We start from the raw sequence: 17,830 nt of genomic DNA on the forward strand, positions 1-17,830 counted from the left end.
CCATGTTATTACAAACAGACGAACAAACCACCGCTGATCTGCGCCTTTTCTCTGATCAGCAGCAAAACGGCATCTGCGACCTCTATAACAAAACGTTCAGCAGGGGCGGAGAGTTACTGCTGGAACGAATGTTTCGCGCACCATTGTGTGACCGGGAGGCCATAAACGACAGGGTGGCTATTATATCCACTTTCAGCAAAGTCAATATCCGTTTCCCTTTTGATAGCTGGGTATTAGATAAAACCGAAAAATATTTTTCATATGCCAACGATGTCCATGACGCAAAAAAACCAGAACTAAGCGAAAAAGAGACGAGTGAAAGCGTAAGCGCTGTAATTGAATTACTGCATGTACTTCGCGCATTTATAAATAACAACCATATAAGTAGCATTACTGGAATGGCCAAACAAAACGCCGAGATAGCGGAATTGCTAAATCATGATTCATTAGCGCCCGTGTTCAGAGAACAGCCCAAGCCAAAACTATCCTACGCTGCCGCAACAGCATATGATGATTTGTTCCGCCTGCGCGAAAAAGACAAACTGGCGAGGGTATTGCAGTTTATTTATTTGCTTGATGTTTACATCTCTGTTGCTGATGTAGCTCGCCAAAACGGTTTTACATTCCCTGTTGCGCTTCCTAAAGGTTCCGGCATTATTGCGTTGGAAGGCGTTTATCATCCCGGACTTAAACATCCAGTGCCCAACAACATTACAATGGACAGTAATAAAAGCCTGATATTCCTGACCGGTGCCAATATGGCTGGAAAAAGCACATTCCTTCGATCATTAAGTATTGCTTTATATACTGCACATATCGGTTTCCCTGTGGCTGCCAAGCGCATGGACTTTTCTGTAATGGACGGCATTTATACCACCATCAACCTGCCTGATAACCTCGGAATTGGCGCCAGCCATTTTTACGCGGAAGTATTACGGGTAAAGAAAATTGCGGCTGAATTAGGCGCGGGCAAATCCCTGTTTGTAGTCTTTGACGAATTGTTCAGAGGTACCAACGTTAAAGACGCCCACGAGGGAACCGTAGTTGTAACGAAGGGATTTGCAAAAATGAAAACGAGCCGGTTTATCATATCATCGCACATAGTTGAAGCCGCTGATCAACTAAAACAACAAACTAATACGCGCTTTTACTATCTGCCCACAACCATGAAAGACAGCCTGCCAGTTTACAACTACACCTTAAAGGAAGGTGTGACCGATGACCGTCACGGTATGATCATTATTAAAAATGAAGGCATTCTTGAAATTTTAAAAAACGGGAAGAAAAATGGATAAGCAATTTAATATTGACAAGCAGTCATTAGATGAACTGAACCTGTTAAGCAAATTCAGTCCCGGCTCGGTATTTTTTCTGTTCAGGAAAGCAAAAAGCAGTGGTGGAGAGCAGCTCTTGGACGAGTGGTTCAGAAATCCCCTTTTGAATCACGGGGAGATCAATGAAAGGTCGGCACTCTTCGCCTTCTTTGGTGCTGCCGGGATTACCTTTCCTTTTGATCCACAACAGTTGAGTGTAATGAACGATTATATAGATAGTGGAGTACCGGCCACCTACTTTGGTAATTATACTCGTGTTATGATCCAGCTGATCACCTCCAGGATCACAAGGGACGAGCAGTTTAAGCAATTAGTTCAAGGCCTGCAAGCGGTAATCAGCACATTAAAAAAGTGTTATGCCCTTTTAGTGGCTTTAAAGCAAATGAAGGCAATTCCCGATTTTTATAAAGGGCGGATTAAAAAGTTGTTGCAGATCTTCGATCATGTCCAGGTGGCGGAACTGTTAGAAACGGACATTTACAAATCCATCTCCCTGAAAACAATTGCCTCCTATGATTACTTAACAAGACATGTACTTCGCGCAGAGGTAATTGCATTACTCGGGTTTATTGATGAAGTGGATGTTTGTATTGCTATTGCTAATGTTGCTAAAACAAAAGAGATGGCTTATGCCACAGCATATCCGGCTGAAATGAACCTGTTCACGGCTGTCAACCTCTGCCATCCAGCGATAAACGGGGCGGTTGGAAATAATATCGAAATGAGGAGCGCTTCCAATGTCGTCTTTTTGACCGGCGCGAATATGGCCGGAAAGTCCACTTGGATGAAGTCCATTGCCATCAACATGTACCTCGCCCATATCGGCTTCCCGATAGCGGCCCAATCAATGGAGTTTTCCATCCGTGATGGCATCTACTCAAGTATCAATGTTGGAGATAATATCGGTGCGGGTTACAGCCATTTCTATGCTGAAGTGCTGCGCGTGAAGCAAGCCGCGGAAGCTACCGCCAGCGGCAAAAGGCTGCTTTTGATCTTTGACGAATTGTTTAAAGGCACCAACGTAAAAGACGCCTATGACGGTACATTAGCGGTAACAGAAGCCTTTGCCGAATATAAAAATTGCCTTTTTATAGTATCCACGCACATTATAGAAGTAGGCGAGGCCCTTAAAACACAGCCCAACATTCAGTTCAAATATATGCCAACCATAATGGAGGGGGCTATTCCACGGTATACCTATCAACTGGAAGAGGGTATTACTGAAGACCGTCAGGGCATGATGATCATCAGAAATGAGAACATTTTATCATTAATGGGCATGGCAGATCAATAAGCAAGATAATGCAAAATACTTTACAGGAGTGTAGTAATACCATTCAATCAAATCAACCTTAATTTATAAATGAACATCAAGAAAATCTTTTCTGCAGTTCTGCTAACGGGACTGTACAGCATAACCTATGCGCAAACATTACCCTTTGACCCGGCCGTGCGCACCGGGAAATTAGCCAATGGCTTTACCTATTATATACGCCACAATGAGGAACCTAAGAACAGGGTAGTATTTTACCTGGCCAATAAAGTTGGGTCGGTTTTAGAGGACGACGACCAGCGCGGGCTGGCGCACTTTATTGAACACATGAGTTTTAACGGCACTAAAAATTTCCCGAAAAATGAACTGGTAGATTATCTGCAAAAAACGGGGGTTCGTTTCGGTGCCGACCTGAACGCTACCACCGGCTTCGACGAGACGATCTACCAACTACCTATACCTTCAGATAAACCGGAAATCGTACAGCATGGATTACAAATTATGCGTGATTGGGCGCAGGATGCGACGCTGGACCCTGCAGAAATAAATAAAGAACGCGGCGTGGTATTAGAAGAAAAGCGCCTCAAAAAAGGAGCAGGAGAACGCATGCAAAACCAATACTTACCACTGTTACTCAACAATTCAATTTATGCTAAACGTTTGCCGATAGGGACAGAAGAAGTGCTAACCACCTTTAAACCCGAAGCTATCCAACGCTTTTATCGCGATTGGTATCGGCCGGATCTGCAGGCGTTGATGGTGGTTGGGGACATTGATGTTGATAAGATGGAAAAGGATATAAAGTCCAGATTTGGCGACCTTAAAAAACCTGCATCGCCACGTATAAGACCCAACTTCACGGTGCAATTAACAGGCAAAGACCAGTACATTGTTGTTACAGACCCGGAAGAAACCAATACAAGTATAGAAATCAACATTAAACAGCCCAAGTTGAACTTACATACCGCTGCGGATTACCGGGCATTCCTGATTCGGCAGCTGGTCAATTACATGCTCAGCCAACGCTATGCGGATGTTCAACGCCAGTCAGCCCCTCCGTTTCTGGCAGCCGGAGCCGGGATCGGAGAGTTTATAGGCGGTCTGGATAATTATTCAATGTCCATAACAGCCAAGCCGGGGGAGTTAGAGGCTGGTTTCAAAAATGCATGGCGCCTTAGCGAACAGGCAAAGCGGTATGGTTTTACGCCAACGGAACTTGACCGTGCAAAAAATGTTTATCTCCAGCAATTAGCGTCGGTCTTAAAAGAAAAAAGTAAGACCCCGTCTGATAATTACGTTGCTGAATACGTGCAGTATTTTTTACACGGCACCGCCTCGCCCGGTATAGACATCGAATATGGTATTTCTAAAAATGTATCGGCAAGTCTCAGTACCGACGAAGTGAACAACTATTTAAAGCAGGTGATCAAAGGAACGGACCGGGACATATTGATAACAGCTCCTGAAAAAGAAAAAGCGTCACTACCGTCTGAGCAAACATTCATGGAATGGATGAAAGCTGTAGAAAGCGAACATATATCTGCTTTTCAGGATGTGACCAGCAAGCAAGGCCTTTTAACGGCGGCTCCCATTGCAGGTAAGATCATCAACAGTGAGTATAACAAAGCATTAAACATCACAACGCTTACGTTAAGCAATGGAGCTAAAGTATTATTGAAAGCCACAAATTTCAAAAACGACCAGATACTATTTACCGGAACATCGGCCGGCGGCACTTCCTTATACGACATCGCGCATTTCCGCGCTGCCGATGCAGCGAATATCGTGCCTTCCTTCGGTGCAGGCAACTACAATGAGTCCGAACTATCCAAATACTTATCAGGTAAACAATTCAGTATACGCCCTTCAATCGGCGAGCGGACTCAAGCTGTAAACGGAGCGAGCAGCGTTAACGATCTGGAAGACGCATTGCAATTAATGTACGCCTACCTCACGCAGCCACGCAAGGATACAATCCTTTTCAAAAATACCATTGCAAGAGCAAAGGCAGCACTCCTAAACCGGCAAAATGATCCCGCGCAGGTATTTAACGACACCGTGACCGCTGTACTAAGCAGTTATAATATCCGCCGGGCACGGCAGACTGCTGAAGACCTCGATCACATTGAACTCGACCAGGTCTACAGCATTTATAAAGAAAGATTTGCAGACGCGTCAGGTTTTACCTTTGTATTCACAGGCAGCATAGACACAGTAGCCATAAAACCCTTACTGGAAAAATATATCGGCAGCCTGCCCTCCCTTTATAGAAACGAGCAGGCTAAAGACCTGGGTATTACCAGCCCTGCAGGCAAAGTCAGCAAAACGGTCTACAAAGGAACAGAAGACAAAGCCAACGTATTACTATTTTTTTCAGGGCCGTTTGATTACAGTTTTACCAACCAGCTGAAAGTTGATGCGTTAAAAGAAATACTTCAAATAAGGCTTATAGAGCGTCTCAGGGAAGACGAGGGAGGCGTTTATGCGCCAACCGTGGGGGTTACATACGCCAAGTACCCTAAAGCCCGTTTCAACTTTACGGTCTCTTTCGCCTGCGCTCCCAACAATGTAGAGCAACTAATTGCAGCTACATTGGATGAGATCAATAAAATAAGAAATACCGGACCCTTACCGGTAAACCTGGACAAGTTTAAAGCAGAAACACAACGCACCATTGAACTGCAGCTAAAATCCAACGGTTTTTGGCACACATATACAATTGGGCAGATCCAAAATAAAGAACCTCTGGATGCTGTAAACACCTACAGCGAAGATGTGGGTAAAATAACGGTGGAGGACGTGAAGAAGATGGCAACCCAATATCTCGGTGGCGAAAATTTTATAAGGATGGTCTTGCTGCCGGAAAAAACTAAATAGCAGTATCACATGCTCCAATATTTCTTCTGTTCTTTAATATCAGTTTTAGTTAACTAAGCGCCTGCCTGAAGAAGCGGGCGCTTTTTTGAAAAGATAGCGAAGGGTGATTTTGGTCAGTAAAATAAATAACAAAGATTGAAATACCAGACGAATTGCTTCAGCTAAATATATTCGGTAGTTTAAGAGCTTCTGAATTTGTAACGAAAATGTAATAGAGTTAAAATTTCTACAAAAGCTATAAGTAGGTGACACCGCTACGTACACAATTAGCACTCTTATTCATAGGAGAGCTGGTTATTTGAACAAAATGACAAAACACCACGAACCTTTTATTTTTTCGATCTATGCTCGGGATAAAAAAGGCCTGATCGGCGAGCTCATGGTTTATTTTAATCGAAAGAATTTTCCGCTTAAAGGCATTAATGTGGCACGAACCGATCTATCCGACCTCGTCTTAATCACCATCGAAGCCTGCCTGCCGGTACCGGAACTGTTGCCCTTCAGTCATCGTTTGTAAAAGATCGTTGAGATTTACAAAATAAACCACCGGCCAGCCGGCGCTGGGTTGCCTAAGGTCGGCTTTTATTGCCTCGAACGTGCCGCGTTAGATGACCGCCTGTGGCAACTAATACAAAAATACGGTGCTACCGTCAGTAGTTTGGGCGAAAAGACACTTGTAATCAATAAGACAGGCAGCGACCACGACCTCCGTGACCTTTATCACCACTTGGAGGGACCGTATTTGCTCGGCTTTTGTAATTGCGCGTTGCTACTTCCGGAAGCCGTGGCGCTGTTCGAAGATTGGAATAATTCCCTTTAATCAAAGAAACCTAAATACCGCGACCGGCCGCCTCTAAGTGCATAAGACATCCAAACGCCTCAATAAATTTATCATAATTCAAAGTACGTCGCTAATCGGATGTGAAGCAATGTTATTTTGTTATATTAGACTTTTAGTATAATTAAGAACTAATTGGTACCAACACTAATGTTTTCGAAAAACCGCCTATTTCGATCAATTGGTCCACAAAACGGTTCGGATTATACTCCGTTGTTGACCCTTAAAATTTAAGCAGTTCTGAAAAGAGCTGCTTTTTTTTATTTTATATCTTTGGTGATCAACTGGTTGTGATCTTTGTTGAATGGTTCGATGTTTGAAACATATAAATTTTAACGAAATAAAAAAGTGCTCTTCGAGGCGTAGAGGGCCTTTTTGGATTCGAGCTCTGTCAACAATCTGAAAGCTTAATAATACTCTAATGGAAGATGTTTTATATCTAATCCCGGCCAAATCATAAACAATTTATTTTTGCTGATTAGTTAACCTCATGGTTCAACGGTATTTCGTTGTTGCGTGCAACTACATATCGTTGCCGGTGGGTGATTTTCCCTTATAATATTTAGCCGAAACAATAAGTCATTAGTAAACGCAATTTTTTAACGATATTTATTGGTAAGATCATGCGGGAGGCTATTTGTGGCAGGGTTTATGAATGCCGTACCACCAAGCGCTCGTCGTTTAACAAATCTATTCACAATAATATCTTCTGGTAACAAATGGTTAGGAACTTATTGTTAGTTAAACTGTTTTTACTTGTAACCATCAATGTGTTACTAGCTCAACCGCCCGTACCTAAAGATGTTAAAATTTTATATCGCCAACTGCGTTCAAGTCAGGCTGATACCGGCCGCGTAAACATATTCGTTGATATAAGCCGTTATTGCAACGCCAATAGTGTACAGCAAATAATATTGATAGACAGCGCCATTGTTATAGCTCAAAGAGCTAATGCTTTGTCGGCTAAACTTTCTTATAGCAAAGGTTTAGGGTTAAGTTATCAAGCATGGGCGCAGGCGCTGTGTAAAAAAGGCGATTTTAAAAAAAGTGAAGAACTGTTAATAAAAGCTATTGCGGTTTTTTTGTCTAACAATCTTCATCGGGAAGCAGCTGAATGTTACTTAAACTTACAGGAAAATTATGCTTCAAGTGGTGGTAAGGACTACAACATTATGGCTGATTATTATGCAAAGGCGCATGTGCTATTTCGCAAAGCCCATGCATTTGACCGTGACGCCGCAACGCTTGAACACATGGGCGATTTCTATTATCTGGTTGAAAAATATCACCAGGGAATCACAGCCTTAAAGTCAGCTTTGGTAAGTTACCGTTTAAGCGGCAATAAAAAAACACAAGCCGTTTATGACTTATTAGGAATTAACTACCTTAAGATAGAGAGATATAAAGACGCGCTCAAAAATGCTTTAGTTGCAGTTAAAATAGCCGAATCTGTGCAGGATACAAGCATGTTACTTTGCACTATCTACAATCGCACCGGTATGATCTACCTTGAAACGGGTCATTTTGATCAGGCTAATTATTACTTTAAAAGATCAATAGGTGTAGCGCAAAAGTATAAAGATCCCTCCGCAATTTTTTTAGTTGCTAACCTTGCTAACAACCTTCTTCATCAGGGAAAACCGACCGACGCTATAACAGTACTTAATGAAAATGAACGCCTTTTTCCGGATATCGATGAACGCTACCGCACTTATTACAATGCATTTTATCTGCAGGCTAACGTAGCTTTAAAAAACTACCGGGAGGCCGAAAAATATGCACAACGGCTTTTAAAGGCTAACGCAGAGGGTGAACATGATCCTGTGCTTGTTGTAACCATGTTGGGCCCATCTATAGAGTATTTTATAGCAGCGCGCAGTTATCAAGAAGCTGCCAAATTACTGCCTGCTTTTAAAAATGCCGTAAACGCCAGCGGAAAACAGAAGTTTATAGTTAAATTACACTTCTTCACTTACAAAATAGATTCGGCGCAACATAACTATGTTGCTGCATTAAATAACTATCAAAAATACGCTGCGCTGCAAGACTCTATTGCTGAGGCTACAAAGAACAAACAGATTCAGCAATTGCAGGTACAGTTTGAAACAGAACAGAAAGAGAATGCCATTACATCGTTAAAGCACGAGGGCGTTCTTCAGCGGGAAAAAATAACGCGTGCCAACAATACCCGCAATTTAACCCTTGCTGTAAGTGTTATGCTCCTGGTTGTTGCTGGCGTGAGCTTAAACAGCTATCGTACAAAGCAACGGGGCAATAAAGCGCTTAATGTGTTGCTGAAAGAAAAAGACAAGCTGCTGGTTGAAAAAGAGTGGTTATTGAAAGAGATCCATCACCGGGTTAAAAACAATTTGCAAATAGTTATGGGTTTGCTGCAACGCCAATCAGCATACATTAATAACAACGAAGCTTTGGCCGCTATTCAAAACAGCGAGAACCGTATGCATTCTATAGCACTTATTCACCAAAAGCTTTATCAAAGTGAAAATTTGGATCTTATTAATATGCCCGAATACATTGACGAAATGTTATCTTATTTAAAACATAGCTGCGACGATGACAACCGTATTTTGTTTGAAAAGCACACAGACGATATTTTACTGGATGTAGCTCAAGCTGTTCCATTGGGCCTTATTTTAAACGAGGCTGTAACTAACGCTATAAAGTACGCTTATAAACCCCCGCAAACCGGTACCATTTACGTAACGCTTGTTAGAAATGGCGATGGCTATAACCAGCTTACCATAGCTGATGATGGTGCTGGTTTACCGGCCGGCTTTGCAATTGATAAAGTTGAGTCATTAGGAATAAACCTAATGCGTGGCTTAAGCAAACAGTTGGGCGGCACCTTCGATATTTATGGTGATGAGGGTTGCACAATTAATGTTGTTTTTAAAACAGAGGTTTTTAACAGAGAAATTTCCAAAAACGAGTAAAGTAAAGGGTTATGATAAGCAGAAAAAACATTCTTGTGGTTGAAGACGAGTTTATAATTGCTGACGTTTTGACCAATATTTTTAAAACTGCTGGTTATAACATTTGCGGCGTAGCCGATAATGTGACGGAGGCTTTGGATATGATAGAGCACAGCCGACCTGATTTTGTTCTGGTTGATATTTTTTTAAAAGGGAAAACCACAGGTATTGATCTGGCACATCGCCTGATGGAAATGAATATCCCGTTTATTTATATTTCGGCCAATGCAAATGAGAAAGTGCTGGAGGCTGCCAAGGTTACCCGCCCTTATGGTTTTGTTGTTAAACCGTTTCGGGAAAAGGATGTATTGATAGCATTGGATATAGCCATTTACCGTCACGAAAATCAACGCGAGAATGGTGCACGTCAAAACGCCATGCTGCAAAAAAAAGCCTCAGAAATTCTGGCTTCTTCAAAAAAGTGGGAACACAAAGTTTTAGAAGTTGGGAAAAGCTTGCAGCCCTTTATACCGTTTGAATTTTTGTCGGTAGGGATGCAACAACAGGAGGACGAAGATTTTTACGAATTAAGTTTTTTCCGTATAGCATATGACGAGTACCAGCTATTAGATGCTCCAGAATTGATGGTTGTTACCAAACAAAAAAAGCACGAACTGACTCGTTTAAAAACAGCAGATAAATATTCTCAATTGGCAGAATACTATAACGAACAGGAAATGAGCGAGTTGCTATCAGGTTCGTCTTTTAAAAAGTTGCTGGTTGATACGTACGGCCTCAAATCGCATTTATCCGTACCTGTACATTTGCCAGATTCGCGAATTTGTTACTTTAACTTCTATAGCCGCCGCAGCACGGCTTATCAGGATGATCATCTGGTATTAAGCGATAGAGTGCAACCTTTACTGGCAAACTTTATGGCAGCCATGATAAATGCCCCCAATAGTCCTATGGTGCAAAAAGAAAGCAATTACGCAGTAAAACATCCCGTTTCAAAATCTGATCAGCCTAATCCTTTTGCCGGAATTATAGGCGGAAGCCATCTGTTGTTAACGGTTTTTGATCATGTAATGCAGGTATCAGGTGCTGATTCATCTGTTTTGATACTGGGAGAAAGCGGCACCGGCAAAGAGAAAATAGCCGAGCGTATTCACGCGCTTTCACGGAGAAAGGAGAAACCCTTTGTAAAAATAAATTGCGCTGCATTGCCCGCAACACTCATTGACTCTGAACTCTTCGGCCACGAAAAAGGCGCTTTTACCGGAGCCTATGACAAAAAGATAGGCAAGTTTGAACAAGCACATGGCGGTACTTTGTTTTTAGACGAAATAGGCGAACTTCCGTTGGAATCGCAATCAAAATTGTTGCGGGTATTGCAGGAGCGCGAAATAGAGCGGATTGGGGGCCGAACCACTATAAAAACTGATGTACGTATTATTGCTGCTACCAATCGTAATTTGGAGAAAGAGGTTGCAGACGGCCGCTTCAGATTGGATCTTTTCTACCGCATAAACGTTTTCCCAATTGTGATGCCGCCTTTAAGGGAGCGAACGGAAGACATTCCGGACCTTGCTAAGTATTTTTTAAATATATACGCTCGTAAAACAGGCAAGGTAGTACGCGGCATTGCTCCGCAAGTATTAGACAGTATGAAAAATTACCACTGGCCCGGCAACATACGCGAGCTTGAAAATTTGATAGAGCGTAACGTATTGCTCACCCGCGACGATATGATAAACAGCATGGCGCTACCAACCCAGTTAGAGCAAAATGTTAATGCAGTTGTAACCGAACAAAAAATAATCACTATGAGTGAGGGGGAACGGGCTCACATTATTGCTGCTTTGCGCAAATGTAACGGCAAAATATGGGGAGAGGGAGGCGCGGCAAGTTTATTGAATCTTCCGCCTACCACGCTTAATTCAAAAATGAAGAAACTGGGTATCCGTAAAGATTTTGGAATTTAAGGAACATTGGGATTAATGCGCCAAAGCCAGAATAGTACCAAAGAACCTGGCAAAATCACAGCTATTACGCCAAACTGCATTGCCAGTATTGCGCCACCTAAACATCCTGTTAAAAAACCAATAATTAAGTAGCAATTCCTTTTAAAACTATACCATATATCTCTGTCTTCCTGTTCATTAGAAACTATTTTCATAAGATCAAGGGCGGCCTGAGTTACGTTGCCTGTCATTACAGTTGTTAAGCCATAAGTAGCTTTGGGGTTTAGTTTGCCAAATGTATTTTGAAACGCCATTGCTGTTACAATCAGCATAGCAATAAGCTGAGTAAGCCAGCCGCTTGCCGGGCTGTGGGGAACCAGTAGTGCCGACAAAAAGCCGCTTAACAGCAAAAATATTCCTTCCAATATAAGTAACAGGTATGTGTTACCAAATTTTTTGCCAATGTGGCCACCAAGCATTGCGGCCGAGACAAACACCGGGAAACTCAGTAGTTTTTGCCAGCCACGCGCGTCGGAATGTTTAACAACGTCATAAGCAAACACTATAAAATTTCCTGTAACATGCGCCGAAAATAGTTCGCCCGCCGCTATGAATGTAACAGAATCGCAAAATCCTGCTACAAAGCAAAGCAAAAGCGTTGTGCTTTTTATTACTTTCTCTGCTTCCATTAATTAAAATTTGAAAGTTGCTGTAGTTCCAACCATCAGAATGTCTTTACCCGGCCCGGCTTGCTTTAAAAATTCGCCTGCGCTAAACCATGTAATTTCCTGCCTTAGGTAAAAGTGCTTGTTAGGTGTAAATTCGAATTCTGCACCTAATTGCCTGCCTATCTGGTCTGACGTGCCCGCCTTACCTGGGTAGATCATTCGTCCATTGACCGCATAAATCCCATCATTACGGCTCATCCGGAAAAACAGATCATAATCAATATTAAAAGCCACTGCTTTTGTAAGCTCAATTTGTGCATAAGGATGTATATCTGTAAGATTTGATGGCCCTATTAATGCCGCTAAACCAAAATATCCACCTCGCGGAAAGAGCGGGTTAAAGGTATTCAATCGCCCATCATTACTTGTCCTGTCCCCACTAATAACCTCAGTTTTAATGCCGAACTGCGGCTTATGCTTTAATTGACTAAATGTATAAGCAACATTGGCCGAAGCCGTCCATGCTGAGATGGTATTACCTGCAAAATTGCCAAATTGATATATTGTTTCTACATCATAAAGCCATTCAGGGTTTGACCCCCATGCACGTGCACCAACTGAATGGCGGGTTTCCAAACCTGTACTAGCATCAAAAACCGTTGTTTTTTTACGAAGACCAAGATAGTAAATATCAGTATTTTGTAGCAATGGAACTTTGTTAAATACCGCATACCCACCCCAGAATTGCGTGTTTTTGTTGAAGCCATCATCAAATATGTTTGGCTTGGCTGGTACATAATAGGAGTTAAATACATCAAACCTCGCGTTTGGGGCAACGTAAATCAAGCGTAATGCATCAAATGCCTGGCGGTTATTGGGAGCCTCACGCACAGATACCAAACGTTGCGATCCGTATGAAAATTCCTGTCGGCCAAACCTTAAGGTTAGGCTTTTCTTATGTCCGGTTAAGAGGGCATAGTCTGCAAAAGCTTGGTGCAGATCTATTATGTTCTGGTCAACCGGTGAGGGTGTATCCAACTGCCCATTAGCCAAACTGCTTTGCAATTGCAAAAATGTACGAAAATGACTGCCTAAGTGAAGGTCAGCATGAGCAAGATAGCGCGTTAGCACAAATCCATCCCGGTCGTTAGGAGCTTCACCCCAATCTTCATTTTTATAATGGAAATATTGATAGCGTATCTCTCCTCCAAAGCTTACGTAGCTTAACTTATCAACTGTTAGCGGAGCAAATTTTAAGCTCTTGTACCAATTAGATGAAGTATCGTTGGCGAGTGAGGTATAATTCTCATCGTACCGCAATGACTTAAATGGTATACCCTGTGCAAGACAGGATATACCTGCAGCTGTTAAAAGTACAGTAAAAAAAAATTTCATAGGTGTTGAGTTGTAGGGCTATTATTTATAGCCAATACAATCCAATTAGATGCCCGTTATGTAATTATTTAAAAGTCAGCAAGTTGTAATTATTTACTGTCAGAGCTACTGCTTAATATCGCTTTATGTTGGTTATTCAACGATATAGCGTTATCAATATCAGGTTTAAAACAGTACGATATTTCGCAAAATGCGTTTACAACATAGCGAAATAGCGTTTTACACTGAGGTGTTGTTTTTATTTAATTTGTTGATTTTTAACAACTTAAATACAAGGTGCGGTATTTGAATACTTTATAAGATATATAAAGTAACAATAATGAAACGGCCAATCAAACAACTAAACAGCACGCTTACAGGGCGTATAATCAGCTTACATCAAAGCGGTTATGTTAACGATTTTTCTATAATTTCAAGTACCTATGTGCAATGCCTGCAAACCGGCGAGACCTTTTTGTAGAGCAGTTTACGCATTTGCCTTGTTGATACAGATTTTGATAACCTAACCCACAGTTATCGATATATACATATAATAGATACGCACCTCGGCCATTGCGGGCTACTTGTGGCCGATTTTATTGTGCTGCCAGTGAGTAATGTAAATAACTAAATATTTATGAAGAATAAATCAGCCTTTACTAAGAGTGAATCTGCACGTTTGAGGAATGCACTGGAACAACAGCTCAACAGCCTCATTTTCGATTCTGAATATGGATATTATATTGAAGCCTATACCAAATTTGGTTGGCGTGTTTTAGCACAACGAACATTGAATTTGCCATCGCCATCAGTGAAAAATGCTTATCAGATTTGGCTGTCTATGTGCGTTTCAGACAGGTATTTGGTATTGATTAAATTTCGAGAGCTAACGGATCGCTTTCCGCCTATGTCAACAAATATACGCGTGTTACTCTTCTGTAGAGTGTTTATGACTGAACTGGCACCAATATTAATCAGAACGAGTGCTTATTCGGATTGAGGATCAACTAACACTATCACCTCACTTGGCGTGACTGTACCTTCAATGATCTTATAAAGTATAACCTTATGTCGTTATTATTTTCTTTCGATAACGATATAAAGTAAATAAAAAGGCGGTCGTAATCCTAATGTATTCATTTTCAATTCATTACTATCGTGGCAAAGTCCTTGTCACTTAATCTGTATCAAAACCCATAACATGAACAGATTAAAAAATCAAACCACCTTAATAACAGGCGGCAACAGCGGAATAGGCTATGCAACTGCGCAATTATTTAAAGCAGAGGGAGCTAATGTAATTATTACAGGCCGAAATGAATCCGCATTAAATAAAGCGGCAAACGAGCTAAGTGTTAAAGGTTACGTGGCAGATCAGGCTGACATGTGCGCAATTGACAGCCTGGTGGCGACAGTAAAAGCCAGCTTTGGCAAGCTTGACGCAATCTTTTTAAACGCAGGGATAGCAACGTTTGCACCATTTGAGCAGGCCGACGAATTACATTATAACACTATAATGGATACCAATGTAAAAGGCGTTTTTTTTACCATTCAAAAACTATTGCCGTTGTTAAATAGCGGTGGTGCTATCATTTTTAATACTTCAATTAATGCCAGTATTGGTATGCCTGGTTCGGGTGTTTATGCAGCAAGTAAGGCCGCGTTGGTTGCTTTAAGTAGGGTGTTAGCTACCGAGTTGGCAGGCAGAAATATAAGGGTTAATTGCATCTCGCCTGGTCCGGTTGAAACGCCGGTATATCAAAAGCTCGGAATGACCAAACAAGAAACCGAAGCGTTTGGTAAGGTGCTAAGCGAAAAAATACTCCTAAAGCGCTTTGCACAGGCAGAAGAAATAGCACAACTGGCTGTTTTCCTGGCATCAAGTGAATCATCATTTATTACAGGTACGGAAATAATTATAGATGGTGGTATAAAAGTAAACCCGGTTATGCATTAAACCCGATGTTATGAAAACCACCACAACAAAAACCATTGTATTTATTACCGGCGCATTTGTTAGCAGCGACTGCTGGAACGAATGGAAGGCATACTTTGAAGAAAAAGGTTACGCCACTATATCCCCGGCCTGGCCGTATAAAGACGCGCCTGCCTGCACCTTGCGGGAGCGCCACCCTGATGCTGATATTGCCAGCCAAAGGTTGGCAAACCTTACGGCTTATTTTACCTCCATAGTTAAACAACTACCCGAAAAGCCAATTTTAATTGGCCACTCTATGGGGGGATTAATTACACAGCTTTTACTACAGAAAGACCTGGCCATAGCCGGCGTAGCCATTCACTCTTTACAGCCGAAAGGCATATTTACCTTCAAGTTTTCATTTTATAAAGCCGGGTGGCCCGCATTAGGCTTTTTTACCAATGCTAACAAATCCTACCTCATGTCTTTCGCGGAATGGCAATATGCTTTTACTAACGGTATGCCGTATGAGGATCAAAAAGAAGCGTACTACAAGTTGCTGGTGCCGGAGTCGAAATTAGTGGTGCGCGATGCCACAACGGACGCTGCTAAGATAGACTTCAACCGGCCACATGCCCCTTTGCTCTTTTTGGCAGGGAGCACAGATAGGTTTATACCAGCCTCGCTCAACTACAGCAACTATAAAAAATATAACCATACCGCGTCTGTAATCGATTTTAAAGAGTTTGCTAACCGCAATCATTTTGTGCTTGGCCAACCCGGCTGGCAGGAACTCGCCGGGTACATTTTAAACTGGCTCAACCAAAGATCAATCGCAAAAAGTTAAACCTATGAAAAAACTACTCACAATCACCTTCGGCCTGTTATGGTTGGTTGCAGCCGCTATAAGCGCGGTTGCCCAACCCAAGGCCGATATGATAATTTACAACGGTAAAATAGCGACCATGGAAAAAGCAGGCGAGTTTAAGCAGGCTATTGCCGTAAAAAATGGGTTGATATTAGCCACAGGCAGCTCTTCATTTATACTACAGCAATATAAGGGCACAGCGACTAAAATTATAGATGCGGGTGGCAAAACCGTAATTCCTGGCTTGAACGACAGCCATATGCACGCCATACGCGAAGGTCTTAATTACAACATGGAGTTGCGCTGGGATGGTGTAAAAACCCTTAAGCGTGCCATGGAGATGTTGAAGGAGCAGGCGGCACGTACACCTCCAGGCGCATGGGTAAAAGTTGTTGGCGGCTGGAATGAGTTTCAATTTGACGAAAAGCGTCAACCCACCATTGATGAGATCAATGCCGCCGTTCCAGATAAGCCGGTATTTATAACTTACCTGTACGGAAAAGCTTTTGTAAACAAAAAAGGTATTGAGGTACTAGGTTACGATAAAAAAACCAATTACCCGGGGAGTTTGGTTGAATTGGATAAAGAGGGTGTTCCAACCGGCCTTTTGTATGCCAAGCAAACGCCTATGGCTATTTACAAAACTCTAGCACTAACCGGTACGCTAACGCCGGAGGAACGCATTAATAGTTCTGAACATTTTTACCGCGAGATAAACAGCTTCGGCATAACAAGTGTGATTGATGCGGCCGGCGGGTCACAAAATTACGATGCAGATTACCAGGCATCGTTAGCATTGGCCAAGGCGGGTAAATTAACCGTCCGCACTGCTTATTATCTCTTCGCGCAGCAAAAAGGTAAGGAGTTAGCAGATTACGAAAAATGGGTAGGCCAAACGTATCCTAACAAGAACGACCATTTACTGATGCCCAATGGGTATGCTATGGAAGGTGCAGGCGAAAACCTGATCGCGTCGGGAGCTGATTTTGAAAATTTTTTGGAACCACGCATTGAACTTGGACCTGAGATGGAAGGCGACCTTGAGCCTGTTATTCGTCTTTTGGTAAAAAAACGCTGGCCATTTCGTTTGCATGCCACTTATGGAGAATCAATAGATCGTATGCTGAATATTTTTGAAAAAGTAAATAAAGACACACCTTTTAACGGCTTACGCTGGTTTTTTGATCATGCAGAAACCATTACAGATGCAGAGCTTTTGCGTGTAAAGGCGTTGGGCGGTGGTGTGGCTGTCCAATTCAGAATGTATTATCAGGGAGAACTGTACAAGAAAATGTATGGGCAGCCACAAACGCAATTACCACCAATTAAGAAGATGCTGGCCATGGGCATACCTGTTGGTATGGGCACTGATGCACCACGCATATCAACTTTCAACCCGTGGATGGCGCTACACTGGCTATTGACCGGTGAAACCATAGGTGGTATGCAGTTTTGGCCTAAGGAACAGGTGTTGGATAAATATACCGCGCTCAAATTATATACAACGGGCAGCGCATGGTTTTCAGGTGAACAGAATAAAAAAGGCAAATTGGTTAAAGGTATGTACGCTGATATGGCTATAATCAGCGATGATTACTTTACGCAAACACCCGAAAAGGTTAAACAGATTAATGCCCTAATGACTATTGTGAATGGGAGGATTGTTTTTGCACGCGGCAAATACGCATCAGAATGCCCTCCCATAGCTGATGTGACTCCCTCATGGTCGCCAGTGAAATTTTATGGCGGATACCAGCAATAAACTATTCCTAAACACAAAGCA

The 17,830-nt window shown here is 42.2% G+C and carries 13 protein-coding genes; 11 read left to right on the forward strand and 2 right to left on the reverse strand.

The features are described 5' to 3' along the window. The first annotated feature begins 2 nt into the window (after positions 1-2). The 6 genes from CLV57_RS10140 to CLV57_RS10170 all read left to right on the forward strand — a co-directional run bounded on the left by CLV57_RS10140 (position 3) and on the right by CLV57_RS10170 (position 11,240). Entirely contained in the window at positions 3-1,295 is a 1,293-nt protein-coding gene (locus CLV57_RS10140; protein ID WP_100341178.1) for a MutS-related protein, read from the forward strand. After that, entirely contained in the window at positions 1,288-2,628 is a 1,341-nt protein-coding gene (locus CLV57_RS10145) for a MutS-related protein (RefSeq protein ID WP_100341179.1), read from the forward strand. The genes CLV57_RS10140 and CLV57_RS10145 overlap by 8 nt, the downstream gene beginning before the upstream one ends. 69 nt (positions 2,629-2,697) lie before the next feature. Next, positions 2,698-5,484 (forward strand): M16 family metallopeptidase, encoded by a 2,787-nt coding sequence (locus CLV57_RS10150; protein WP_100341180.1) that lies wholly within the window; start codon positions 2,698-2,700, stop codon positions 5,482-5,484. 307 nt (positions 5,485-5,791) lie between these two features. Continuing rightward, entirely contained in the window at positions 5,792-6,001 is a 210-nt protein-coding gene (locus tag CLV57_RS10155; protein ID WP_100341181.1) for a hypothetical protein, read from the forward strand. A gap of 1,091 nt (positions 6,002-7,092) precedes the next feature. Further along, positions 7,093-9,276, forward strand: a complete 2,184-nt coding sequence (locus CLV57_RS10165; protein WP_169927075.1) for a tetratricopeptide repeat-containing sensor histidine kinase — start codon at positions 7,093-7,095, stop codon at positions 9,274-9,276. A gap of 11 nt (positions 9,277-9,287) precedes the next feature. After that, a complete protein-coding gene (locus CLV57_RS10170) occupies positions 9,288-11,240 on the forward strand; it encodes a sigma 54-interacting transcriptional regulator (protein WP_100341184.1) in 1,953 nt (650 codons plus the stop codon). Here CLV57_RS10170 and CLV57_RS10175 read toward each other — a convergent pair. Continuing rightward, positions 11,237-11,908, reverse strand: a complete 672-nt coding sequence (locus CLV57_RS10175) for a YoaK family protein (protein WP_100341185.1) — start codon at positions 11,906-11,908, stop codon at positions 11,237-11,239. The two genes, CLV57_RS10170 and CLV57_RS10175, sit on opposite strands and share 4 nt — an antisense overlap. 3 nt (positions 11,909-11,911) lie before the next feature. Beyond that, positions 11,912-13,282 carry an alginate export family protein gene (locus CLV57_RS10180; RefSeq protein ID WP_100341186.1) on the reverse strand — a complete coding sequence of 457 codons (1,371 nt, stop codon included), beginning with the start codon at positions 13,280-13,282 and terminating at the stop codon, positions 11,912-11,914. Positions 13,283-13,601: 319 nt separating this feature from the next. Between CLV57_RS10180 and CLV57_RS18370 the strand changes: the two genes are divergently transcribed. The 5 genes from CLV57_RS18370 to CLV57_RS10195 all read left to right on the forward strand — a co-directional run bounded on the left by CLV57_RS18370 (position 13,602) and on the right by CLV57_RS10195 (position 17,809). Then, positions 13,602-13,742 carry a hypothetical protein gene (locus tag CLV57_RS18370; protein WP_157799121.1) on the forward strand — a complete coding sequence of 47 codons (141 nt, stop codon included), beginning with the start codon at positions 13,602-13,604 and terminating at the stop codon, positions 13,740-13,742. A 156-nt stretch (positions 13,743-13,898) separates the two neighbouring features. Beyond that, positions 13,899-14,261 (forward strand): hypothetical protein, encoded by a 363-nt coding sequence (locus CLV57_RS18375; RefSeq protein WP_157799122.1) that lies wholly within the window; start codon positions 13,899-13,901, stop codon positions 14,259-14,261. Between the two features lie 201 nt (positions 14,262-14,462). Then, positions 14,463-15,218: an SDR family oxidoreductase gene (locus CLV57_RS10185; RefSeq protein WP_100341187.1), complete on the forward strand. Its 756-nt coding sequence runs from the start codon at positions 14,463-14,465 to the stop codon at positions 15,216-15,218. A 10-nt stretch (positions 15,219-15,228) separates the two neighbouring features. Further along, positions 15,229-16,026 carry an alpha/beta hydrolase gene (locus tag CLV57_RS10190; protein WP_100341188.1) on the forward strand — a complete coding sequence of 266 codons (798 nt, stop codon included), beginning with the start codon at positions 15,229-15,231 and terminating at the stop codon, positions 16,024-16,026. A gap of 4 nt (positions 16,027-16,030) precedes the next feature. Beyond that, a complete protein-coding gene (locus tag CLV57_RS10195; protein ID WP_100341189.1) occupies positions 16,031-17,809 on the forward strand; it encodes an amidohydrolase in 1,779 nt (592 codons plus the stop codon). Positions 17,810-17,830 lie beyond the last annotated feature (21 nt).

The sequence above is a fragment of the Mucilaginibacter auburnensis genome (assembly GCF_002797815.1).
GTDB classification, from domain to species: domain Bacteria; phylum Bacteroidota; class Bacteroidia; order Sphingobacteriales; family Sphingobacteriaceae; genus Mucilaginibacter; species Mucilaginibacter auburnensis.